Origin of the sequence: Polynucleobacter necessarius, from assembly GCF_900096765.1 — a bacterium.
Taxonomy (GTDB): Bacteria; Pseudomonadota; Gammaproteobacteria; order Burkholderiales; family Burkholderiaceae; genus Polynucleobacter; species Polynucleobacter necessarius_F.
In genome coordinates this window covers 1,549,894-1,570,266 of record NZ_LT615228.1, presented here as the reverse complement: position 1 = coordinate 1,570,266, position 20,373 = coordinate 1,549,894, and the positions used below count along the sequence as shown (strand labels likewise).

Genomic DNA, 20,373 nt, shown 5'->3' with positions numbered 1-20,373 from the left:
GCTTTCTTCAAGAAAATCAATGACTTAGACAATTTCTAGGTCAAAAAGATCCTCTCCTGAATCAGTAGAACTCAGCATTCTAGCTTGGCCAGCCTTTCCCGTCAACCTTCTGGGAAAAACTGGCCATTTCTAGCCAGAATTACTAAGTTAGCTTGGATCAGCCTCCCCAGTAGGAGCCACGACTTCCGCCTCCATTTCTACAGGGGCGCTAGCCAATGCTTCCTCTTCGGCGGCAATCATTTGAGCACGATCACGCTCGAACTGCTCTCTGACCTTGCGTGCACGGCGGTAAGACAAGCCAGTACCAGCAGGGATCAGGCGACCAATAATGACGTTTTCTTTGAGGCCACGGAGTGTATCGGTCTTGCCCATAATGGCGGCTTCGGTCAATACACGGGTGGTTTCTTGGAAAGAAGCCGCTGAAATGAAGCTGTCTGTCGACAAAGATGCTTTAGTAATTCCAAGCAATACGTTATCGAATGAAGCTGGACGCTTACCTTCAGCAATGACGCGATCATTCTCGTCATACAGTTTGGAGCGCTCAACTTGCTCACCAGGGATGAATGATGTATCGCCTGGATCAGTTACCTGAACACGACGCAACATCTGACGCACGATCACTTCAATGTGCTTGTCATTAATCTTCACACCCTGGAGACGATAAACGTCTTGAACTTCGTCAACGATGTAGATAGCCAACTCTTCGATACCTTTGAGAGTGAGGATGTCATGCGGATCGGCAGGGCCTTCCACAATCATCTCGCCCTTGTTCACAACTTGACCGTCATGAACGAGAACTTGCTTCTCTTTAGGAATCAAGAATTCATTCGCTTCGCCATCCATGTCAGTAATGACCAAACGTTGCTTACCTTTGGTTTCTTTACCGAAGGAAACTGTTCCAGTAACTTTCGCCAATACAGCTGCATCTTTTGGGGAGCGTGCTTCGAACAATTCTGCAACGCGTGGCAAACCACCGGTAATATCGCGAGTCTTCTGTGATTCGATTGGAATACGTGCCAATACCTCACCAACTTCGACTTTCTGACCATCTTTCACAGTAATCAAAGCGCCCACTTGGAGGCCAATGTTTACTGGGTGATCAGTACCAGCGATCATCACATCATTGCCTTTGTCATCAATCAAATTGATCACAGGGCGAACGCCTTTGCTTGCCGCAGAACGACGCTTACCGTCAATCACCACCAAAGTGGAAAGACCAGTCACTTCGTCAACCTGCTTAGCAACGGTTACACCTTCTTCAACGTTGTCAAAGCGTGCAATACCAGCGTACTCAGAAATAATCGGACGTGTTAGTGGATCCCATGTCGCCAAGCTTGCGCCGGCCTTCACTGCTGCACCTTCTTTTAACAAGAGAGTTGCGCCGTAAGGCACTTTATGACGCTCGCGCTCACGACCATTGTCATCAACGATCAAGGCCTCGCCAGAACGTGAAATCACGATCTGCTCACCCTTCGCGTTCTTAACAACACGCATCGTGCCGGAGAACTTCAAGGAACCATTAGATTTAGCTTCAATATTGCTTGCAACTAAAGCACGTGATGCTGCACCACCGATGTGGAAGGTGCGCATAGTCAACTGTGTGCCTGGCTCACCGATGGACTGAGCGGCGATCACACCAACTGCCTCGCCAACGTTAACCAAACCACCGCGACCTAAGTCACGTCCGTAGCACTTCGCGCACAAACCATAGCGGATTGAGCAAGACAATACTGTACGAACTTTAACTTCGTCGATACCCAATGCAACGATTTGATCAACGTGATCTTCGTCAAGCAATGTGTCGTTAGGAACGATGTCTTCTTGTGTATCAGGGTGAACGATGTCACCGATGCATACACGACCCAAAATACGGTCACGCAATGCTTCGATAATTTCGCCGCCTTCAACCAAAGCCTTCATTGTTACGCCAGTAGTCGCGCCGCAATCTTCTTCGATTACTACGAGATCTTGGGTTACGTCGCACAAACGACGTGTCAAGTAACCTGAGTTCGCCGTCTTCAATGCAGTATCAGCCAAGCCTTTACGAGCACCATGGGTTGAAATGAAGTACTGCAACACGTTCAAACCTTCACGGAAGTTCGCAGTAATTGGGGTTTCAATAATGGAGCCATCTGGCTTAGCCATCAAACCACGCATACCAGCTAACTGACGAATCTGCGCTGCAGATCCACGCGCACCAGAATCCGCCATCATATAGATAGAGTTAAAGGATTCTTGACGAGCCGCCTTGCCGTTACGATCGAGTACGTCAACGTGTGACAACTCATCCATCATTGCCTTACCAACTTGGTCACCAGCAGCACCCCAAATATCAACCACGTTGTTGTAACGTTCTTGATTGGTTACAAGGCCTGACATGAACTGCTTGTCATACTCCTTAACCTTGGTAGACGCTTCAGTGATGATGCGCTCTTTAGAAGTAGGAATCAGCATATCGTCGATCGCAATCGAGATACCGGCTTTAGTAGCCAAGCGGAAACCAGACTGCAAGAGGCGGTCAGCAAAAATCACTGTTTCACGCAAACCGCACTTGCGGAATGATGTATTGATCAAGCGTGAGATTTCTTTTTTCTTCAAAGGCTTGTTAATTTCTTCGAAAGACATGCCTTTTGGCAAAATCTCAGACAAGATAGCGCGGCCAACTGAGGTGTGATAAATCTTGGTTTTTTCAGCAAAACGCGCGTCGCCTTCTGCCTTCTTATCCACGATCTCATACTCAGTAATACGGACAGCAACACGAGAAGCCAATTCAACTTGACCTGCTTCGTATGCACGCACTACTTCCGTAATGTTGGCGAACACCATACCCTCGCCCTTACCATTGATTTTGTCACGTGTAGCGTAGTAGAGACCCAACACCACGTCCTGAGAAGGAACGATGGATGGCTCGCCGTTCGCTGGGAACAAAACGTTGTTCGACGCCAACATCAATGTACGAGCTTCCATTTGCGCTTCGAGCGACAAAGGAACGTGAACCGCCATTTGGTCACCGTCAAAGTCCGCGTTAAATGCCGCGCAGACTAATGGGTGCAATTGGATTGCTTTACCTTCAATCAGCATTGGCTCGAAAGCCTGAATACCGAGACGGTGCAATGTAGGTGCACGGTTGAGCATGATTGGATGTTCACGAATCACTTCTTCGAGAATGTCCCAAACGATTGGCGTCTGGCTTTCAACTTCTTTCTTCGCAGCCTTAATCGTGGTTGCAATTCCTAAAGTCTCAAGCTTGTTGAAAATGAATGGCTTGAACAATTCCAAAGCCATCAATTTTGGTAGGCCGCACTGATGTAATTTCAATGTAGGACCAACCACGATGACTGAACGACCAGAGTAGTCAACGCGTTTACCCAACAAGTTTTGACGGAAACGACCACTCTTACCTTTAATCATCTCAGCCAAGGACTTGAGAGGACGCTTGTTAGCGCCAGTCATCGCCTTGCCACGACGGCCGTTGTCGAGCAATGAGTCAACCGCTTCTTGCAACATGCGTTTTTCGTTACGAACGATGATCTCAGGTGCGCGCAACTCTAACAAACGCTTCAAACGGTTGTTACGGTTGATCACACGACGATAGAGGTCGTTCAAATCAGAAGTAGCAAAGCGACCGCCATCCAACGGCACCAATGGGCGCAACTCTGGTGGCAATACTGGCAACACTTCCATGATCATCCAGTCAGGCTTAATCCCTGAAGTCTGGAATGCCTCAAGCACTTTTAAGCGCTTAGCGTATTTCTTGATCTTAGCGTCGCTACCAGTGGCTTTCAATTCGGCACGAATAGTCTCTACTTCACGATCGATATCAATTGAACGCAAGAGATCACGAATACCTTCTGCGCCCATGATGGCGGTAAATGCACCGTCACCATATTCTTCAGTCTTAGCAATGTATTCATCTTCAGACATGATCTGACCGCGCTTCATTGCGCCTTCAGGGGTCATACCAGGATCAACCACTACATATGCTTCAAAGTAAAGAACGCGCTCGATATCACGCAATGTCATATCGAGAACCATACCCAAACGGGATGGCAAGGACTTCAAGAACCAGATGTGCGCTACTGGGGCCGCCAACTCAATGTGGCCCATGCGCTCACGACGTACTTTAGCGAGAGTAACCTCAACACCGCACTTCTCGCAAATGACGCCACGGAACTTTAAGCGCTTGTACTTGCCGCATAAGCACTCGTAGTCTTTGGTTGGTCCAAAAATTTTGGCACAGAACAAACCATCACGCTCGGGCTTAAAAGTCCGGTAGTTGATGGTTTCTGGTTTGCGTACTTCACCAAAAGACCATGAGCGAATTTTCTCAGGAGATGCAAGGCCAATCTTGATGACATCAAACTGCTCATCACCCTGCGTTTGCTTAAATAAATCGAGCAATGCTTTCATATCAGTTGCGCTCCATGTCAATGTCAATACCCAACGAACGGATTTCTTTTACCAGCACGTTGAAGGATTTGGGCATGCCAGCATCAATCGTGTGCTCGCCCTTGACGATGTTTTCATAAACCTTGGTACGGCCTGTCACGTCATCAGACTTCACAGTCAGCATTTCTTGCAAGACATATGAGGCACCGTATGCTTCAAGGGCCCAGACTTCCATCTCACCAAAGCGCTGTCCACCGAACTGTGCTTTACCGCCCAATGGCTGTTGCGTTACTAAAGAGTAAGGCCCCGTTGAACGAGCATGCATCTTGTCATCAACCAAATGGTGGAGTTTCAAGACGTGCATTACGCCAACAGTTACAGGACGCTCGAACTGATCACCAGTACGGCCGTCAAACAGAACCATTTGCTGACGTGAAGGAGTCATCTGCAGTAATGCAGCAACTTCTTCTGGATATGCTAACTCGAGCATGCGACCAATTTCAGCCTCAGTAGCACCGTCAAACACTGGGGTTGCAAATGGCAAACCTTGGCGCAAATTCTCTGCCAATACTGTGATCTGCTCATCAGTGAAATTGTCGATGTCTTCAATGCGACCTGTTTCGTTGTAAAGTTGCTTGAGGAACTTACGCAGCTCTGCTTGCTTAGCTTGTTGACGAACCATCTCATCGATACGCTTACCAATACCTTGAGCTGCCCAACCTAAGTGGGTTTCTAAGATCTGACCAACGTTCATACGGGAAGGAACGCCTAATGGGTTCAAGACGATGTCTACAGGTCGTCCGTCAGCCATAAATGGCATATCTTCCGCAGGGGCGATTTTAGAAACCACGCCTTTGTTACCGTGACGACCGGCCATCTTGTCTCCAGGCTGCAAGCGACGCTTCACTGCCAAGTACACCTTAACCATCTTTGTTACGCCAGGTTGTAAATCGTCGCCCTGGGTGAGCTTGGTACGCTTCTCTTCAAACGCCTCATCAAACTGTTTACGCTTCGCTTCGATAGAAGATTTGATTGCTTCAACTTGTGAGGCAACCTCATCATCTGCTGGACGAATATCGAACCAATGGTATTTATCCAAGTCAGTAAGGTAATCCTTGTCGATCTTAGTGCCTTTAGCTAATTTCTTAGGACCGCCGTTAGCAACTTTGCCAACCAACAGTTTTTCTAAACGCATGAAGGCATCGCCTTCAACAATACGCAATTGGTCGTTTAGGTCCAAACGATAGCGTTGTAATTCTTCTTGAATAATGGACTGAGCACGGGCATCGCGCTCAATACCTTCACGAGTGAAGACTTGAACATCAATCACCGTACCAACCATACCTGATGGAACGCGCAAAGAAGTATCTTTTACGTCAGATGCTTTTTCCCCGAAGATCGCACGTAGGAGCTTCTCTTCAGGAGTGAGTGTAGTCTCGCCCTTTGGAGTTACCTTACCTACCAATACATCGCCAGCCTCAACTTCGGCACCAATGTACACAATACCGCTCTCATCTAAACGGGAGAGTTGTGACTCAGCTAAATTGGAGATATCGCGTGTAATTTCTTCTGAACCAAGTTTGGTGTCACGCGCAACCACTGACAACTCCTCAATATGAATAGAGGTGTAGCGGTCATCAGCAACAACCTTTTCAGAGATCAAAATGGAATCTTCGAAGTTGTAACCGTTCCATGGCATAAACGCCACAGTCATGTTTTGACCCAAAGCCAATTCGCCCAAATCGGTAGAAGCGCCGTCAGCAACTACGTCGCCGCGGGCTACACGATCTCCAACCTTCACGATTGGACGTTGATTGATATTGGTGTTTTGGTTTGAACGAGTGTACTTGATGAGGTTATAAATATCTACACCAACTTCACCAGCTGCAGTTTCATCATCATTTACACGAATCACAACACGATTCGCATCAACATAATCCACAATTCCGCCACGCGCTGCTAATACAACGGTGCCTGAGTCAACTGCAACAATGCGTTCCAAACCAGTGCCAACCAAAGGCTTGTCTGGACGCAAGCAAGGAACTGCTTGACGCTGCATGTTTGCACCCATCAACGCACGGTTTGCATCATCGTGCTCTAAGAATGGAACGAGTGAAGCAGCAGCAGAAACGATCTGGCTCGGAGCAACGTCAATAAAATCGATGCGCTCTGGCGCAACCATCATCGTCTCGCCAGCTTGACGAGCAGAAACCAATTCGTCAGCCAACTTACCGTTTTTGTCGATCGTCGCATTAGCCTGAGCAATCACATACTTGGCTTCTTCAATCGCAGAGAGGTAAACCACTTCATCGCTTACCTTGCTATTAGAAACTTTACGGTATGGAGTCTCGAGGAAGCCATGCTCATTCAAACGCGCAAACAACGCGAGTGAGTTGATCAAACCAATGTTTGGTCCTTCTGGTGTTTCAATTGGGCAAACGCGTCCATAGTGAGTTGGATGCACGTCGCGCACTTCGAAACCTGCGCGCTCGCGTGTCAAACCACCTGGTCCCAATGCGGAAATACGACGCTTGTGCGTGATCTCTGAGAGTGGGTTGGTTTGGTCCATAAACTGGGACAGCTGTGATGAACCAAAGAACTCACGAATCGCAGAAGAGATTGGCTTGCTGTTAATCAAGTCATGCGGCATGAGGTTTTCTGTTTCGGCCTGACCGAGACGCTCCTTCACTGCACGCTCAACACGTGACAAACCAGCGCGGAATTGGTTTTCAGCCAATTCGCCAACGCAACGTACGCGACGATTACCTAAGTGATCGATATCGTCCACTTCACCTTTGCCGTTACGTAAATCTACGAGAGACTTAATGGTGTCGAGAATATCTTCGTTCGACAGAACCATTGGGCCTTCCATCTCAGCACGACCAAGACGGCTATTGACCTTCATACGGCCAACTCGTGACAAATCGTAAGTATCTTCACTGTAGAACAAACGCTGGAACAAGGCCTCAACAGCATCTTCTGTTGGAGGCTCACCAGGACGCATCATGCGATAGATCGCGATACGCGCTGCTGTTTGATCAGCAGTTTCGTCAGTACGCAATGTCTGAGAAATGTACGCACCAGAATCTAAATCGTTCGTGTAGATGGTTTCCAATTGCTTGATGCCAGCATCGCGCAATGTTGCCAACAACTCTTCAGTGATTTCATCGTTAGCGTAAGCCAAGATTTCACCAGAATCTGGATCAACAATATTGCGTGCAACAACGCGACCAACTAAGTAGTCATCAGGTACAGCGATTGTCTTTGTCTTGGCAGCTTCGAGTTCGCGAATGTGCTTAGCATTGATACGCTTGTCTTTTTGAATGACTATAACGCCATTCTTATCGAGCACATCAAAGCTAGCCAACTGTCCGCGCAAACGCTCTGGAACAAATTCCATTGATGCACCATTGGCGGTCAATGAGAAATGGTCAAAGTTAAAGAAGTTTGCAAGAATCTGTTCGTTGTTTAAACCAATTGCCTTGAGCAAAATGGTGACAGGCATCTTACGACGACGGTCAACGCGGAAATAGAGAATATCTTTTGGATCAAACTCGAAATCGAGCCATGAACCACGGTAAGGAATGATGCGTGCTGAGAACAGCAACTTACCTGAGCTATGTGTCTTGCCCTTATCGTGCTCGAAGAACACGCCTGGGGAACGATGCAACTGAGAAACGATCACGCGCTCAGTGCCGTTGATCACAAAAGAGCCGTTTTCTGTCATGAGTGGAATTTCACCCATGTAGACTTCACTCTCCTTTACCTCTTTAACCTTGGTAGGCGCCTCGCGATCATAAATAATCAAGCGAACTTTTGCGCGTAAGGCTGAGTGGTATGTGTAACCACGTTGTTGACATTCTTTAACGTCAAACGGTGGCTGTGACAACTGGTAAGACACGTATTCCATACGTGCATAGCCGTTGTTAGACACAATTGGGAATGCTGATGTAAAGGCAGCCTGAAGTCCCTCAGTAAGACGAGACATTGGTGGCTTATCAGCCTGTAAAAATTTAGCGTAGGATTCCAGCTGCGTTGCGATCAGGTACGGAACCTGGTGGTTGTTTACTCGCTTAGCAAAGCTTTTACGGACTCGCTTGCGTTCGGTGAAGCTGTAGTTCATTTCATCTCCGAATTCAGCGACTGTACAAAGATTTGGCGATTGGCCACTACCAATCACTGGCGGACAACACTAAACCGATAGATCTAGTGTCCGACCAAACTTGCATTCTGCAGTCGTATCAGAAGGCAAACCCAACATGGCTAACGCCCCTTTGTGAGAGGCGCCAGCAGTGTTTGTATTACTTGAGTTCTGCTTTAGCGCCAGCTTCTTCAAGCTTCTTCTTAGCTTCTTCAGCAGTCTTCTTGTCAACGCCTTCTTTGATTGGCTTCGGTGCACCGTCAACCAAATCTTTAGCTTCTTTCAAACCAAGGCCAGTGATTTCGCGAACTGCTTTAATTACTGAAACTTTGTTTGCGCCAGCTTCAACGAGGTTTACTGTGAATTCAGTTTGCTCTGCACCACCAGCATCACCACCACCAGCACCTGCAGGACCAGCAACAGCCATCGCTGCAGCTGAAACACCAAACTTCTCTTCGAACGCTTTAACCAAGTCGTTCAAATCCATAACGGACATGCTACCTACTGCTTCAATGATTTCTTCTTTAGTAATCACCATTTTTAGCTCCTAATACTTAAATAGTTAATCTGTCGCTTATTCAGCGGCAGGGGTTTCGTTTGCTTCTGTTCCAGCTTCTGGGGCTGCGGCTGCAGGCTCAGCGACTGCTTCAGGTGCGGCTTCAGCGGCTACTGCTGCCGGGGCTACTGCTTCAACAGGTGCTGCGGCTTCGGCTGCTGGAGCAGGTGCTCCTTCTGCCTTTTGAGCTGCTACTGCGCCCAATACGCGAGCCATCGCAGAAACTGGGGCCAACATCACGCCCAACAACTGAGATAACAACTCTTCGCGGCTTGGAATTGTTGCGAGAGCTTTTACGCCTGCAACGTCTAACAACTTGCCGTTATATAAGCCAGCAGTAATGACTAACTTGTCTTGAGTCTTAGCAAAGTTCTGCAATACTTTCGCCGAAGCAATCGGATCAGCAGAGATGCCGTAAATCAAGGGGCCAACCATCGAATCAGCAAGAGGCTCAAACTGTGTGCCTTGGGCTGCGCGGCGTGCCAATGTGTTCTTCAAAACGCGAAGATAGACACCTTGGTCACGTGCGCTAGCACGTAGCTTTGTCAACTGCTCTACTGGAATACCACGGTATTCAGCAAGCACGACAGTTTGGGCTCCAGCCAATTGAGCGCCGACATCAGCAACAATCGCTTTTTTGTCTTGTACATTCAAAGGCACGGTTTAACTCCATAAAAACCAACTAATAAAAGTTGGGGTTACACACCAGCGTCTGATCATTTGTTCACAAAGTGTCTTGTGAAAATCTTTTCAGGGTCGCCATCTGCGTTGGCTATTACTTTCGTAACAATTAAGAATTAATTCTTTGGATGCAATTAACTCGCCAACGGTCTTTGATGTTCGACTTTTGCTTTTAGACAAAAGTCGACCCAAAGTTCTTTTTTGCTACAAGCTAATTAAGCTGCTGCCTGTAACGATGCTTGGTCTACACGTACGCCTGCACCCATGGTGCTGCTTACGGCAACCTTCTTTAAATACACGCCCTTAGATGCAGGAGGTTTTGCTTTATTCAAAGCCTCAAGCAATGCGAGCAAGTTCGATTTCAATGCAGCTGGCTCGAATGAACGACGGCCAATGCTTGCGTGCACGATACCGGCTTTGTCCACACGGAACTGAACCTGACCTGCTTTTGCATTTTTAACTGCAGTAGCAACGTCAGGAGTCACTGTTCCGACTTTTGGATTTGGCATCAAGCCACGTGGGCCCAATACTTGACCTAAAGTACCAACAATTTTCATGGTGTCTGGAGATGCGATCAACACATCAAAATCAATCTTGCCGCTCTTAATTTGATCGGCCAAATCTTCCATACCAACGATTTCTGCACCAGCAGCTTTAGCTTGTTCGGCTTTCTCGCCTTGTGCAAAAACAGCAACACGAACATGCTTACCTGTACCAGCTGGGAGCACTACTGCGCCACGCACAACTTGGTCAGATTTCTTGGCATCAATACCGAGCTGAACAGCAACGTCGATAGACTCATCAAACTTTGCAGTTGCACACTCTTTAACAAGGTTCAATGCATCTTCTAATGGGTAGAACTTGTTGCGATCAACTTTAGATTGAATTGCTTTTACGCGTTTAGATAATTTAGTCATGATTAGAGACCTTCCACAGTGATGCCCATGGAACGGGCGCTACCAGCGATTGTTCTAACAGCTGCGTCCATATCAGCTGCTGTCAAATCTGGCATTTTTGCTTTAGCAATTTCTTCCGCTTGAGCACGTGTAATTTTTCCTACCTTATCGGTATGAGGACGTGGTGATCCTTTTTCGATTTTCGCAGCCTTCTTAATCATGATGGTCGCTGGAGGAGTCTTCATGATGAATGTGAAGCTCTTATCAGCGAACGCTGTAATCACAACTGGAATTGGCAGGCCAGGTTCCATGCTCTGAGTTTGAGCATTAAACGCCTTACAGAATTCCATAATGTTGAGGCCGCGTTGACCCAATGCTGGACCTACGGGCGGTGATGGATTTGCTTTACCTGCAGGAATCTGCAGCTTAATAAAGCCAATAATCTTCTTTGCCATGTGTTGCTCCTTAAAGCGCGCCTAACCTCATTAGGAAAGACCGCCGTTGAGTAAACGCTTTGCTAGTTTTTGGCTTTCTAGCTCCGCTCCTCGGTTAATTACAAAAACTAAATAACCACTAAAAACCACTTGTTGCACTACAAAAACAGGACTAAGTCCTTGTTTTTACATCTTTTCTACTTGACCGAACTCCAGCTCAACTGGGGTACCGCGGCCAAAAATTGTAACAGAAACGCGCAATCTTGACTTCTCATAATTCACTTCCTCAACATTTCCATTGAAATCAGTGAACGGACCTTCTTTAACGCGTACCATCTCGCCCACCTCAAACAGGGTTTTAGGCTTTGGTTTATCCACCCCAGCCTGCATTTGATCCATGATTTTGGTGACTTCTGCTGTAGAAATCGGGCTTGGACGGTTACGTACACCACCCACGAATCCGGTCACTTTTGGCGTATTTTTCACCAAATGCCAGCTTTCGTCGGTCATTTCCATCTCAATTAGGACATATCCAGGAAAAAAACGGCGCTCAGTAACCGATTTGGCACCAGATTTGATCTCTACGACCTCTTCGGAAGGAACCAAAATGCGGCCAAATTTCTCAGGCATCCCAGAACGCGCAATACGCTCCTCAAGACCTTTTTTGACACTTTTTTCCATGCCTGAATAAGCATGAATAACGTACCAACGCATATTGCCGGTAGCTTGTGGATTTGCGGCTACTTCAGAATCAATCATTTTTTACTCACTTCCAGCCCAAAAAGACTGAAAAAACTAGCCATTCAATCAATTTGTCTGCAATCCATAAAAACAGGGACATGATCAGAACAAAGCCAAATACGACTAGAGTCATTTGGGTGGTCTCTTTACGAGTCGGCCAAACAACCTTTTTTACTTCATACCAAGAATCTTTTGCGTAGGCGATAAAACGACGCCCATCAGGAGAAATCGCCACAATCAAAACTGCAGCTGAAATGCCACCAAACAATACTGCCAAGCGCACCAATAAAGATTGGTCAATGAGCGTGTAGTAGAGCACTAACGCAGCAACGACGATTAAAGCAGCGAGGCCTGAAACCCAGCTGCTCTTTTCTTCAGTGTGACTTGCAGTTTGATGAGACATATTACTTTCAGTTCAAATCGTGGCAGGGGCGGAGGGCATCGAACCCCCAACCTTTGGTTTTGGAGACCAACGCTCTGCCAATTGAGCTACACCCCTTTATAGAAACTACTTAAGCCAAAATCTTTGCAACCACACCGGCGCCAACAGTACGGCCACCTTCACGGATCGCAAAACGTAAACCTTCTTCCATCGCGATTGGCGCGATGAGCTTGACGGTAATAGTGACGTTATCACCAGGCATCACCATTTCTTTATCTTTTGGCAACTCGATTGAACCAGTGACGTCCGTTGTACGGAAGTAGAACTGTGGACGATAGTTGTTAAAGAATGGAGTGTGACGACCACCCTCGTCTTTACCCAAGATATAAACCTCGGCGGTAAAGTGAGTGTGTGGAGTGATTGAACCTGGCTTAGCCAATACTTGGCCACGCTCAACTTCTTCACGTTTTGTACCACGGAGCAAAATACCCACGTTGTCGCCTGCTTGACCTTGGTCGAGCAATTTACGGAACATTTCAACACCAGTACAAGTGGTTTTGAGAGTTGGCTTGATACCAACGATTTCAATCTCTTCACCAACCTTGATGATGCCGCGCTCGATACGACCAGTCACTACAGTACCGCGACCGGAGATAGAGAATACGTCTTCTACTGGCATCAAGAACGCGCCGTCAACAGCACGCTCTGGAGTTGGGATGTAAGTATCGAGTGCTTCAGCCAATTTCATGATGGCTTCTTTACCCAATTTGCCTTCGTCGCCCTCAAGAGCCAACTTAGCAGAACCTTGGATGATTGGAGTGTCATCGCCTGGGAAGTCATACTTAGACAGAAGTTCACGAACTTCCATTTCAACGAGTTCTAACAATTCAGCGTCATCGACCATGTCGCACTTGTTCAAGAACACAACGATGTATGGAACGCCAACCTGGCGTGCCAAGAGGATGTGCTCACGAGTTTGTGGCATTGGGCCGTCAGCAGCAGAACACACCAAAATAGCGCCGTCCATCTGAGCAGCACCCGTAATCATGTTCTTAACGTAGTCAGCGTGTCCTGGGCAGTCAACGTGTGCGTAGTGACGGTTCGCTGTCTCGTACTCAACGTGGGCAGTGTTAATCGTAATACCGCGGGCTTTTTCTTCTGGAGCAGCATCGATCTGATCGTATGCTTTCGCTTCGCCACCGAATGCCTTTGAGAGCACAGTTGCAATTGCTGCTGTCAATGTGGTTTTACCGTGGTCAACGTGACCGATGGTGCCTACGTTTACGTGCGGTTTTGTCCGCTCGAACTTTTCTTTTGCCATTTTTGTCTGCCTTTAGTTAACTCTTAAACCAAAACACGAATACACATTTAATAAAAAATAATACGAAACCTGGTGCCCATGGGCAGGATCGAACTGCCGACCTCTCCCTTACCAAGGGAGTGCTCTACCACTGAGCCACATGGGCCTTTCTTTTTCCTGCAAATACTGGAGCGGGATAAGAGAATCGAACTCTTGACCGAAGATTGGAAATCTGCTGTTTTACCATTAAACTAATCCCGCACATCTGGTGGAGGGGGTAGGATTCGAACCTACGTAGGCGTAGCCAACAGATTTACAGTCTGCCTCCTTTAGCCGCTCGGACACCCCTCCGCGAACCCAAAATATTCTGACTCCAAATGGAGTATCTGTCAATCTCTCTAAACGCTCTGCACAAGTAAAAACGCCCAGACCCCTTAAGGGTCTGGGCGTCGCATTGGTGCCCGGCAGTTACCTACTTTCACACGGGTAATCCGCACTATCATCGGCGTAGAATCGTTTCACTGTCCTGTTCGGGATGGGAAGGAGTGGTTCCAATTCGCTATGGTCACCGGGCGTAGAGGGTTGAGTTGCTGATAGTTCAACAACTCTATTTGAGTAAGCATGTAATAAGGATGCAGATTAAATCTGGCAAACATCCAACACAATAGTGCTGGTTATAGGATCAAGCCTAACGGGCAATTAGTATCGGTTAGCTTAACGCATTACTGCGCTTCCACACCCGACCTATCAACGTTGTGGTCTTCAACGACCCTTTATGTAGGTTAAACCTACGGGAGATCTCATCTTCAGGCAAGTTTCCCGCTTAGATGCTTTCAGCGGTTATCTCTTCCGTACATAGCTACCCTGCGATGCTTCTGGCGAAACAACAGGTACACCAGCGGTACGTCCACTCCGGTCCTCTCGTACTAGGAGCAGCCCCCGTCAAATCTCCAACGCCCATGGCAGATAGGGACCAAACTGTCTCACGACGTTTTAAACCCAGCTCACGTACCTCTTTAAATGGCGAACAGCCATACCCTTGGGACCGGCTACAGCCCCAGGATGAGATGAGCCGACATCGAGGTGCCAAACACCGCCGTCGATATGAACTCTTGGGCGGTATCAGCCTGTTATCCCCAGAGTACCTTTTATCCGTTGAGCGATGGCCCTTCCATACAGAACCACCGGATCACTATGACCTGCTTTCGCACCTGCTCGACTTGTCGGTCTCGCAGTTAAGCACGCTTTTGCCATTGCACTTTAGGTACGATGTCCGACCGTACCAAGCGTACCTTCGTACTCCTCCGTTACACTTTGGGAGGAGACCGCCCCAGTCAAACTGCCTACCATGCACTGTCCCCGACCCGGATAACGGGCCAAGGTTAGAACCTCAAACAAATCAGGGTGGTATTTCAAGGTTGGCTCCAACAGAACTAGCATCCTGTTATCAACGCCTCCCACCTATCCTACACAGACCGGTTCAAAGTCCAATGCAAAGCTACAGTAAAGGTTCATGGGGTCTTTCCGTCTAGCCACGGGTAGATTGCATCATCACAAACATTTCAACTTCGCTGAGTCTCAGGAGGAGACAGTGTGGCCATCGTTACGCCATTCGTGCAGGTCGGAACTTACCCGACAAGGAATTTCGCTACCTTAGGACCGTTATAGTTACGGCCGCCGTTTACTGGGACTTCAATCAAGAGCTTGCACCCCATCATTTAATCTTCCAGCACCGGGCAGGCGTCACACCCTATACGTCCACTTTCGTGTTTGCAGAGTGCTGTGTTTCTCGTCTCACGCCCTTGAATTGCGCTACCGGATTTACCTAATAGCCATCTCCAACGCAAGAACCGGGACTTCCAACACCCGGACAACTTTCCGCGATCCGTCCCCCCATCGCATCTAACAATGGTCAAGGAATATTAACCTTGTTCCCATCAGCTACGCATCTCTGCCTCGCCTTAGGGGCCGACTCACCCTGTTCCGATGAACGTTGAACAGGAAACCTTGGGCTTACGGCGAGGAGGCTTTTCACCCCCTTTATCGCTACTCATGTCAGCATTCGCACTTCTGATACCTCCAGCATCCTTTACAAGACACCTTCACAGGCTTACAGAACGCTCTCCTACCATCACATTGCTGTGATCCGCAGCTTCGGTTATATGCTTAGCCCCGTTACATCTTCCGCGCAGGACGACTCGATCAGTGAGCTATTACGCTTTCTTTAAAGGATGGCTGCTTCTAAGCCAACCTCCTGACTGTTTTAGCCTTCCCACTTCGTTTCCCACTTAGCATATATTAGGGACCTTAGCTGGCGGTCTGGGTTGTTTCCCTCTTGACACCGGACGTTAGCACCCGATGTCTGTCTCCCGTGCTTGCACTCGTAGGTATTCGGAGTTTGCTATGGCGCAGTAATCCGCAATGGACCCCACTACCATGACAGTGCTCTACCCCCTACGATGATACACGAGGCACTACCTAAATAGTTTTCGGAGAGAACCAGCTATTTCCAGTTTTGTTTAGCCTTTCACCCCTATCCACAGCTCATCCCCTAACTTTTCAACGTTAGTGGGTTCGGTCCTCCAGTACGTGTTACCGCACCTTCAACCTGGCCATGGATAGATCAACTGGTTTCGGGTCTACACCCAGCAACTAGCGCCCTATTCGGACTCGCTTTCGCTACGCCTTCCCTATTCGGTTAAGCTTGCTACTGAATGTAAGTCGCTGACCCATTATACAAAAGGTACGCAGTCACCCCTTACGAGGCTCCTACTGTTTGTATGCACACAATTTCAGGATCTATTTCACTCCCCTCCCGGGGTTCTTTTCGCCTTTCCCTCACGGTACTTGTTCACTATCGGTCGATTACGAGTATTTAGCCTTGGAGGATGGTCCCCCCATATTCAGACAGGATTTCACGTGTCCCGCCCTACTTGTCTCTAGTCTAGTACCACTCAATAATTTTCACATACGGGACTATCACCCTTTATTGTTGGACTTTCCATTCCATTCTGTTAATTACTGAGCTATCACTAGAAGGCTCTTCCCATTTCGCTCGCCACTACTTTGGGAATCTCGGTTGATGTCTTTTCCTCTCGCTACTTAGATGTTTCAGTTCACGAGGTTCGCTTTTCATACCCTATGTATTCAGGTATGGATACCACAAAAGTGGTGGGTTTCCCCATTCAGAAATCCCCGGATCAAAGCTTATTTACCAGCTCCCCGGGGCTTATCGCAGGTTATAACGTCTTTCTTCGCCTGTAATCGCCAAGGCATCCATCATGTGCACTTATTCACTTGATCCTATAACGAGCACCATTGCTAGTAACCGTTATAGGTTTTACTTCTACTTCTGACATGTTTGCCGTAATCCAAACTGTAAGTACTTGTTAAGAACTTTGTAAAACTCGTTTGATATTACTGATTGATGATTCAATCTTTACCCTTATTACATTGTCAAACGCACTCTCAAAGATACGTTTGACACTTTGCTTACTCAAATTTTTAAAGAACAGCCATAAATAGCAAAACTAAACAATAAAGAATCGCTTAGTTTTGACATCTATATGTTGGTGGAGGATGACGGGATCGAACCGACGACCCCCTGCTTGCAAAGCAGGTGCTCTCCCAGCTGAGCTAATCCCCCAACGTCCACTAAATCCATATCACTTCTGATTGGTGGGTCTGGTAGGACTTGAACCTACGACCCCTGCGTTATCAACACAGTGCTCTAACCAGCTGAGCTACAGACCCGTGGCTTTTATTGTCAACCGATAAGTGTGGGCACTATAGCTCCAGCATCTTTCTCTAGAAAGGAGGTGATCCAGCCGCACCTTCCGATACGGCTACCTTGTTACGACTTTACCCCAGTCATGAATCCTGCCGTGGCAGTCGCCCTCCTTGCGGTTAGGCTAACGGCTTCTGGCAAAACCCACTCCCATGGTATGACGGGCGGTGTGTACAAGACCCGGGAACGTATTCACCGCGACATTCTGATCCGCGATTACTAGCGATTCCAGCTTCACGTAGTCGAGTTGCAGACTACGATCCGGACTACGATGCATTTTCTGAGATTAGCTCCCCCTCGCGGGTTGGCAACCCTCTGTATGCACCATTGTATGACGTGTGAAGCCCTACCCATAAGGGCCATGAGGACTTGACGTCATCCCCACCTTCCTCCGGTTTGTCACCGGCAGTCTCTTTAGAGTGCTCTTGCGTAGCAACTAAAGACAAGGGTTGCGCTCGTTGCGGGACTTAACCCAACATCTCACGACACGAGCTGACGACAGCCATGCAGCACCTGTGTTCACTTTCTCTTACGAGCACCTAATGTATCTCTACTTCGTTAGTGACATGTCAAGGGTAGGTAAGGTTTTTCGCGTTGCATCGAATTAATCCACATCATCCACCGCTTGTGCGGGTCCCCGTCAATTCCTTTGAGTTTTAATCTTGCGACCGTACTCCCCAGGCGGCTGACTTCACGCGTTAGCTACGTTACTCAGGATGTAAATCCCGAACAACTAGTCAGCATCGTTTAGGGCGTGGACTACCAGGGTATCTAATCCTGTTTGCTCCCCACGCTTTCGTGCATGAGCGTCAGTGTTATCCCAGGGGGCTGCCTTCGCCATTGGTATTCCTCCACATATCTACGCATTTCACTGCTACACGTGGAATTCTACCCCCCTCTGACACACTCTAGCTATACAGTCACAGGCGCCATTCCCAGGTTAAGCCCGGGGATTTCACGCCTGTCTTGTATAACCGCCTGCGCACGCTTTACGCCCAGTAATTCCGATTAACGCTCGCACCCTACGTATTACCGCGGCTGCTGGCACGTAGTTAGCCGGTGCTTATTCTTCAGGTACCGTCATTCCCGGACTGTGTTAGAGCCGGTGTTTCTTCCCTGACAAAAGAGCTTTACAACCCGAAGGCCTTCTTCACTCACGCGGCATTGCTGGATCAGGGTTGCCCCCATTGTCCAAAATTCCCCACTGCTGCCTCCCGTAGGAGTCTGGGCCGTGTCTCAGTCCCAGTGTGGCTGATCGTCCTCTCAGACCAGCTACTGATCGTCGCCTTGGTGGGCTTTTACCCCACCAACTAGCTAATCAGGCATCGGCCGCTCTAATCGCGCGAGGTCTTTCGATCCCCCGCTTTCCCCCTCTCAGGGCGTATGCGGTATTAGCACAGCTTTCGCTGCGTTATCCCCCACGATAAGGTACGTTCCGATGTATTACTCACCCGTTCGCCACTCGCCACCAGGTGCAAGCACCCGTGCTGCCGTTCGACTTGCATGTGTAAGGCATGCCGCCAGCGTTCAATCTGAGCCAGGATCAAACTCTTCAGTTCAATTCCTGTGATCCTTGCGGATCGTCGCACTCATTCAAGAAATCGACTTGGTAAAAAACCAAATCTACTGTCTATGAGTACTATTTATTTACATCTGTCCCGAAGGACTGGATGCTTTCACTTAGTACCCACAATTATCGGTTGACTAATTTTTAAAGAGGGCTGATTTTGATTTTTGATTTTTATTTATTATTTAAAAAAACATTCAGCAGAGGGGTTAAACTATAGCGCACTTTTGGGGGGTCGTCAACACCTATTCCACTATTTTTCCTAAAAAAGTTTAATTTTTTTTCCTACAGGGGAATTAATCTCAATTAAAATCAGTGGTTTGCCAATTCAAAAAATTTGAAAATTTTTTTAAAAAAATTCAAATTTTTTCAATTTTTAGAAAAAGATTGACAGTACTAAACCCTCTTTTTGATGATTCTTTGCGCATTAACCACAAATCAGGGAAAACCCTGAAATTTTGCTTGTACTCTGTTAATATATTGTGCTATGCACAATATATTAGCGAGCCGGCACTCACCTACCAAGCCCTATTTGGCAAGGCTGGCTGTCCCAGTTCGAGAACTCCACGCAGGGCACCGCGAGCAAATTCTTAACCATCTACTGCAGCTAGATGAAGAAGATCGTCGTCTACGCTTTGGTACTCAAACACCTGACGAGGTTATTAAGCATTACGTAGAGCATCTAGATTTCAATAAAGATTCTGTGTTTGGCGTCTTTGACTCGGACTTAAGGCTTGTAGGTATGGCCCATCTGGCTTATTTACCGCAAGTTAAAGGACGGGTACATGCGTCTGAGTTTGGCGTCTCAGTGCTCCCCGAGGGCCGCGCGCAAGGACTGGGAACCGCACTGCTACAGCGCTCAGCCGTACATTCCCGCAATAGCAATATTCAAACACTTTATGTTCATTGCCTTGCAAACAATAAGGCAATGATGCATTTGGCTCAAAAAGCGGGCATGAAAGTCGAATATGCCTATGGTGATGCAGATGCCTACCTCACATTACCGCCCGCAAATCCAAGCACCATTGTGGAAGAAGCCGCTAATGAGCAGTGGGCAGGCTTTGATTACGCAGTGAAAGAAAACTTAAAACTTGCTAGTCAAGTATGGTGGTGGTTCTTAGGTCGCCCAGGACACGCGCGCTAAGTTTTTCACGCTAGTTTTCTGCGGGGGCCCCACGCAATATCCAACCGGTTAATAAAGTCAATTGGGCATCGCTTAAGCCTGGATTAGCAGGCATAGGAACAACACCCCAAGAACCTGCGCCACCTTTTGTGATTTTGTTTTTCAAAAACATTTGCGCGCCGGCATCATTCTTATATTTTTGCGCAACCGACTGAAAGCTTGGGCCAACAATTTTTTTATTTGTTGCATGACATCCTAGACATGCACTTTTTTTTGCAAGAGCAACTGCCTGTTGGTCTTCTGAATTGGCATAGACAACTACGCAATGCGACGTAGCAAAAAATACAAAAATAATTTTTGTAAGCAGACGCACTTT

10 protein-coding genes, 6 tRNA genes, 3 rRNA genes and 1 pseudogene are annotated in these 20,373 nt (G+C 47.7%); 1 reads left to right on the top strand and 19 read right to left on the bottom strand.

The window, feature by feature from the left end:
- Positions 1–147: 147 nt before the first annotated feature.
- The 18 genes and pseudogenes from rpoC to DXE33_RS08060 form a co-directional block, all read right to left on the bottom strand.
- Positions 148–4,410 carry a DNA-directed RNA polymerase subunit beta' gene (gene rpoC / locus DXE33_RS08145; protein WP_114639429.1) on the bottom strand — a complete coding sequence of 1,421 codons (4,263 nt, stop codon included), beginning with the start codon at positions 4,408–4,410 and terminating at the stop codon, positions 148–150.
- Position 4,411: 1 nt separating this feature from the next.
- Complete coding sequence (gene rpoB / locus DXE33_RS08140; RefSeq protein WP_114639428.1) at positions 4,412–8,512, bottom strand: DNA-directed RNA polymerase subunit beta; 4,101 nt, start codon at positions 8,510–8,512, stop codon at positions 4,412–4,414.
- A 178-nt stretch (positions 8,513–8,690) separates the two neighbouring features.
- Positions 8,691–9,068, bottom strand: coding sequence for a 50S ribosomal protein L7/L12 (rplL, locus tag DXE33_RS08135; protein WP_114639427.1), 378 nt, complete (start codon positions 9,066–9,068; stop codon positions 8,691–8,693).
- A gap of 159 nt (positions 9,069–9,227) precedes the next feature.
- Positions 9,228–9,746, bottom strand: a pseudogene (gene rplJ, locus DXE33_RS08130) (50S ribosomal protein L10); the annotation flags it as partial.
- Positions 9,747–9,982: 236 nt separating this feature from the next.
- Positions 9,983–10,684 carry a 50S ribosomal protein L1 gene (gene rplA, locus DXE33_RS08125; protein WP_114639425.1) on the bottom strand — a complete coding sequence of 234 codons (702 nt, stop codon included), beginning with the start codon at positions 10,682–10,684 and terminating at the stop codon, positions 9,983–9,985.
- A 2-nt stretch (positions 10,685–10,686) separates the two neighbouring features.
- Positions 10,687–11,118, bottom strand: a complete 432-nt coding sequence (gene rplK / locus DXE33_RS08120; protein WP_011901890.1) for a 50S ribosomal protein L11 — start codon at positions 11,116–11,118, stop codon at positions 10,687–10,689.
- Positions 11,119–11,283: 165 nt separating this feature from the next.
- Positions 11,284–11,856: a transcription termination/antitermination protein NusG gene (nusG, locus tag DXE33_RS08115; protein WP_068947685.1), complete on the bottom strand. Its 573-nt coding sequence runs from the start codon at positions 11,854–11,856 to the stop codon at positions 11,284–11,286.
- Between the two features lie 7 nt (positions 11,857–11,863).
- Positions 11,864–12,241, bottom strand: a complete 378-nt coding sequence (gene secE, locus DXE33_RS08110) for a preprotein translocase subunit SecE (protein WP_114639424.1) — start codon at positions 12,239–12,241, stop codon at positions 11,864–11,866.
- Positions 12,242–12,261: 20 nt separating this feature from the next.
- A tRNA-Trp gene (locus DXE33_RS08105) sits at positions 12,262–12,337 on the bottom strand.
- Positions 12,338–12,350: 13 nt separating this feature from the next.
- The gene (gene tuf, locus DXE33_RS08100; RefSeq protein WP_114639423.1) at positions 12,351–13,541 is read right to left on the bottom strand and encodes an elongation factor Tu; all 1,191 of its coding nucleotides are present in this window, start codon (positions 13,539–13,541) and stop codon (positions 12,351–12,353) included.
- Between the two features lie 70 nt (positions 13,542–13,611).
- Positions 13,612–13,686, bottom strand: a tRNA-Thr gene (locus DXE33_RS08095).
- A 21-nt stretch (positions 13,687–13,707) separates the two neighbouring features.
- Positions 13,708–13,781: transfer RNA gene (locus DXE33_RS08090), tRNA-Gly, on the bottom strand.
- Positions 13,782–13,786: 5 nt separating this feature from the next.
- Positions 13,787–13,871 (bottom strand) — tRNA-Tyr (locus tag DXE33_RS08085).
- A 108-nt stretch (positions 13,872–13,979) separates the two neighbouring features.
- Positions 13,980–14,093 (bottom strand): 5S ribosomal RNA (gene rrf, locus DXE33_RS08080).
- A gap of 105 nt (positions 14,094–14,198) precedes the next feature.
- Positions 14,199–16,823 (bottom strand): 23S ribosomal RNA (locus tag DXE33_RS08075).
- A 267-nt stretch (positions 16,824–17,090) separates the two neighbouring features.
- Positions 17,091–17,166, bottom strand: a tRNA-Ala gene (locus tag DXE33_RS08070).
- Between the two features lie 30 nt (positions 17,167–17,196).
- Positions 17,197–17,273, bottom strand: a tRNA-Ile gene (locus tag DXE33_RS08065).
- A 58-nt stretch (positions 17,274–17,331) separates the two neighbouring features.
- Positions 17,332–18,866, bottom strand: a 16S ribosomal RNA gene (locus tag DXE33_RS08060).
- The 16S, 23S and 5S rRNA genes sit together here with 5 tRNA genes alongside, the layout of an rRNA operon.
- A gap of 495 nt (positions 18,867–19,361) precedes the next feature.
- On the opposite strand from DXE33_RS08060, the gene DXE33_RS08055 reads away from it, so the two are divergent.
- The gene (locus tag DXE33_RS08055) at positions 19,362–20,018 is read left to right on the top strand and encodes a GNAT family N-acetyltransferase (protein WP_114639422.1); all 657 of its coding nucleotides are present in this window, start codon (positions 19,362–19,364) and stop codon (positions 20,016–20,018) included.
- Between the two features lie 10 nt (positions 20,019–20,028).
- Here the strand turns inward: DXE33_RS08055 and DXE33_RS08050 are convergent, their stop codons facing one another.
- A complete protein-coding gene (locus tag DXE33_RS08050) occupies positions 20,029–20,370 on the bottom strand; it encodes a c-type cytochrome (protein ID WP_114639421.1) in 342 nt (113 codons plus the stop codon).
- Between the last annotated feature and the right edge of the window lie 3 nt (positions 20,371–20,373).

What these genes read in the sequence shown, in the direction of transcription:
- rpoC (WP_114639429.1), bottom strand. Translation starts at nt 4,410, where the DNA reads ATGAAAGCATTGCTCGATTTATTTAAGCAAACGCAGGGTGATGAGCAG.
- rpoB (WP_114639428.1), bottom strand. Translation starts at nt 8,512, where the DNA reads ATGAACTACAGCTTCACCGAACGCAAGCGAGTCCGTAAAAGCTTTGCT.
- rplL (WP_114639427.1), bottom strand. Translation starts at nt 9,068, where the DNA reads ATGGTGATTACTAAAGAAGAAATCATTGAAGCAGTAGGTAGCATGTCC.
- rplA (WP_114639425.1), bottom strand. Translation starts at nt 10,684, where the DNA reads ATGACTAAATTATCTAAACGCGTAAAAGCAATTCAATCTAAAGTTGAT.
- rplK (WP_011901890.1), bottom strand. Translation starts at nt 11,118, where the DNA reads ATGGCAAAGAAGATTATTGGCTTTATTAAGCTGCAGATTCCTGCAGGT.
- nusG (WP_068947685.1), bottom strand. Translation starts at nt 11,856, where the DNA reads ATGATTGATTCTGAAGTAGCCGCAAATCCACAAGCTACCGGCAATATG.
- secE (WP_114639424.1), bottom strand. Translation starts at nt 12,241, where the DNA reads ATGTCTCATCAAACTGCAAGTCACACTGAAGAAAAGAGCAGCTGGGTT.
- tuf (WP_114639423.1), bottom strand. Translation starts at nt 13,541, where the DNA reads ATGGCAAAAGAAAAGTTCGAGCGGACAAAACCGCACGTAAACGTAGGC.
- DXE33_RS08055 (WP_114639422.1), top strand. Translation starts at nt 19,362, where the DNA reads ATGCACAATATATTAGCGAGCCGGCACTCACCTACCAAGCCCTATTTG.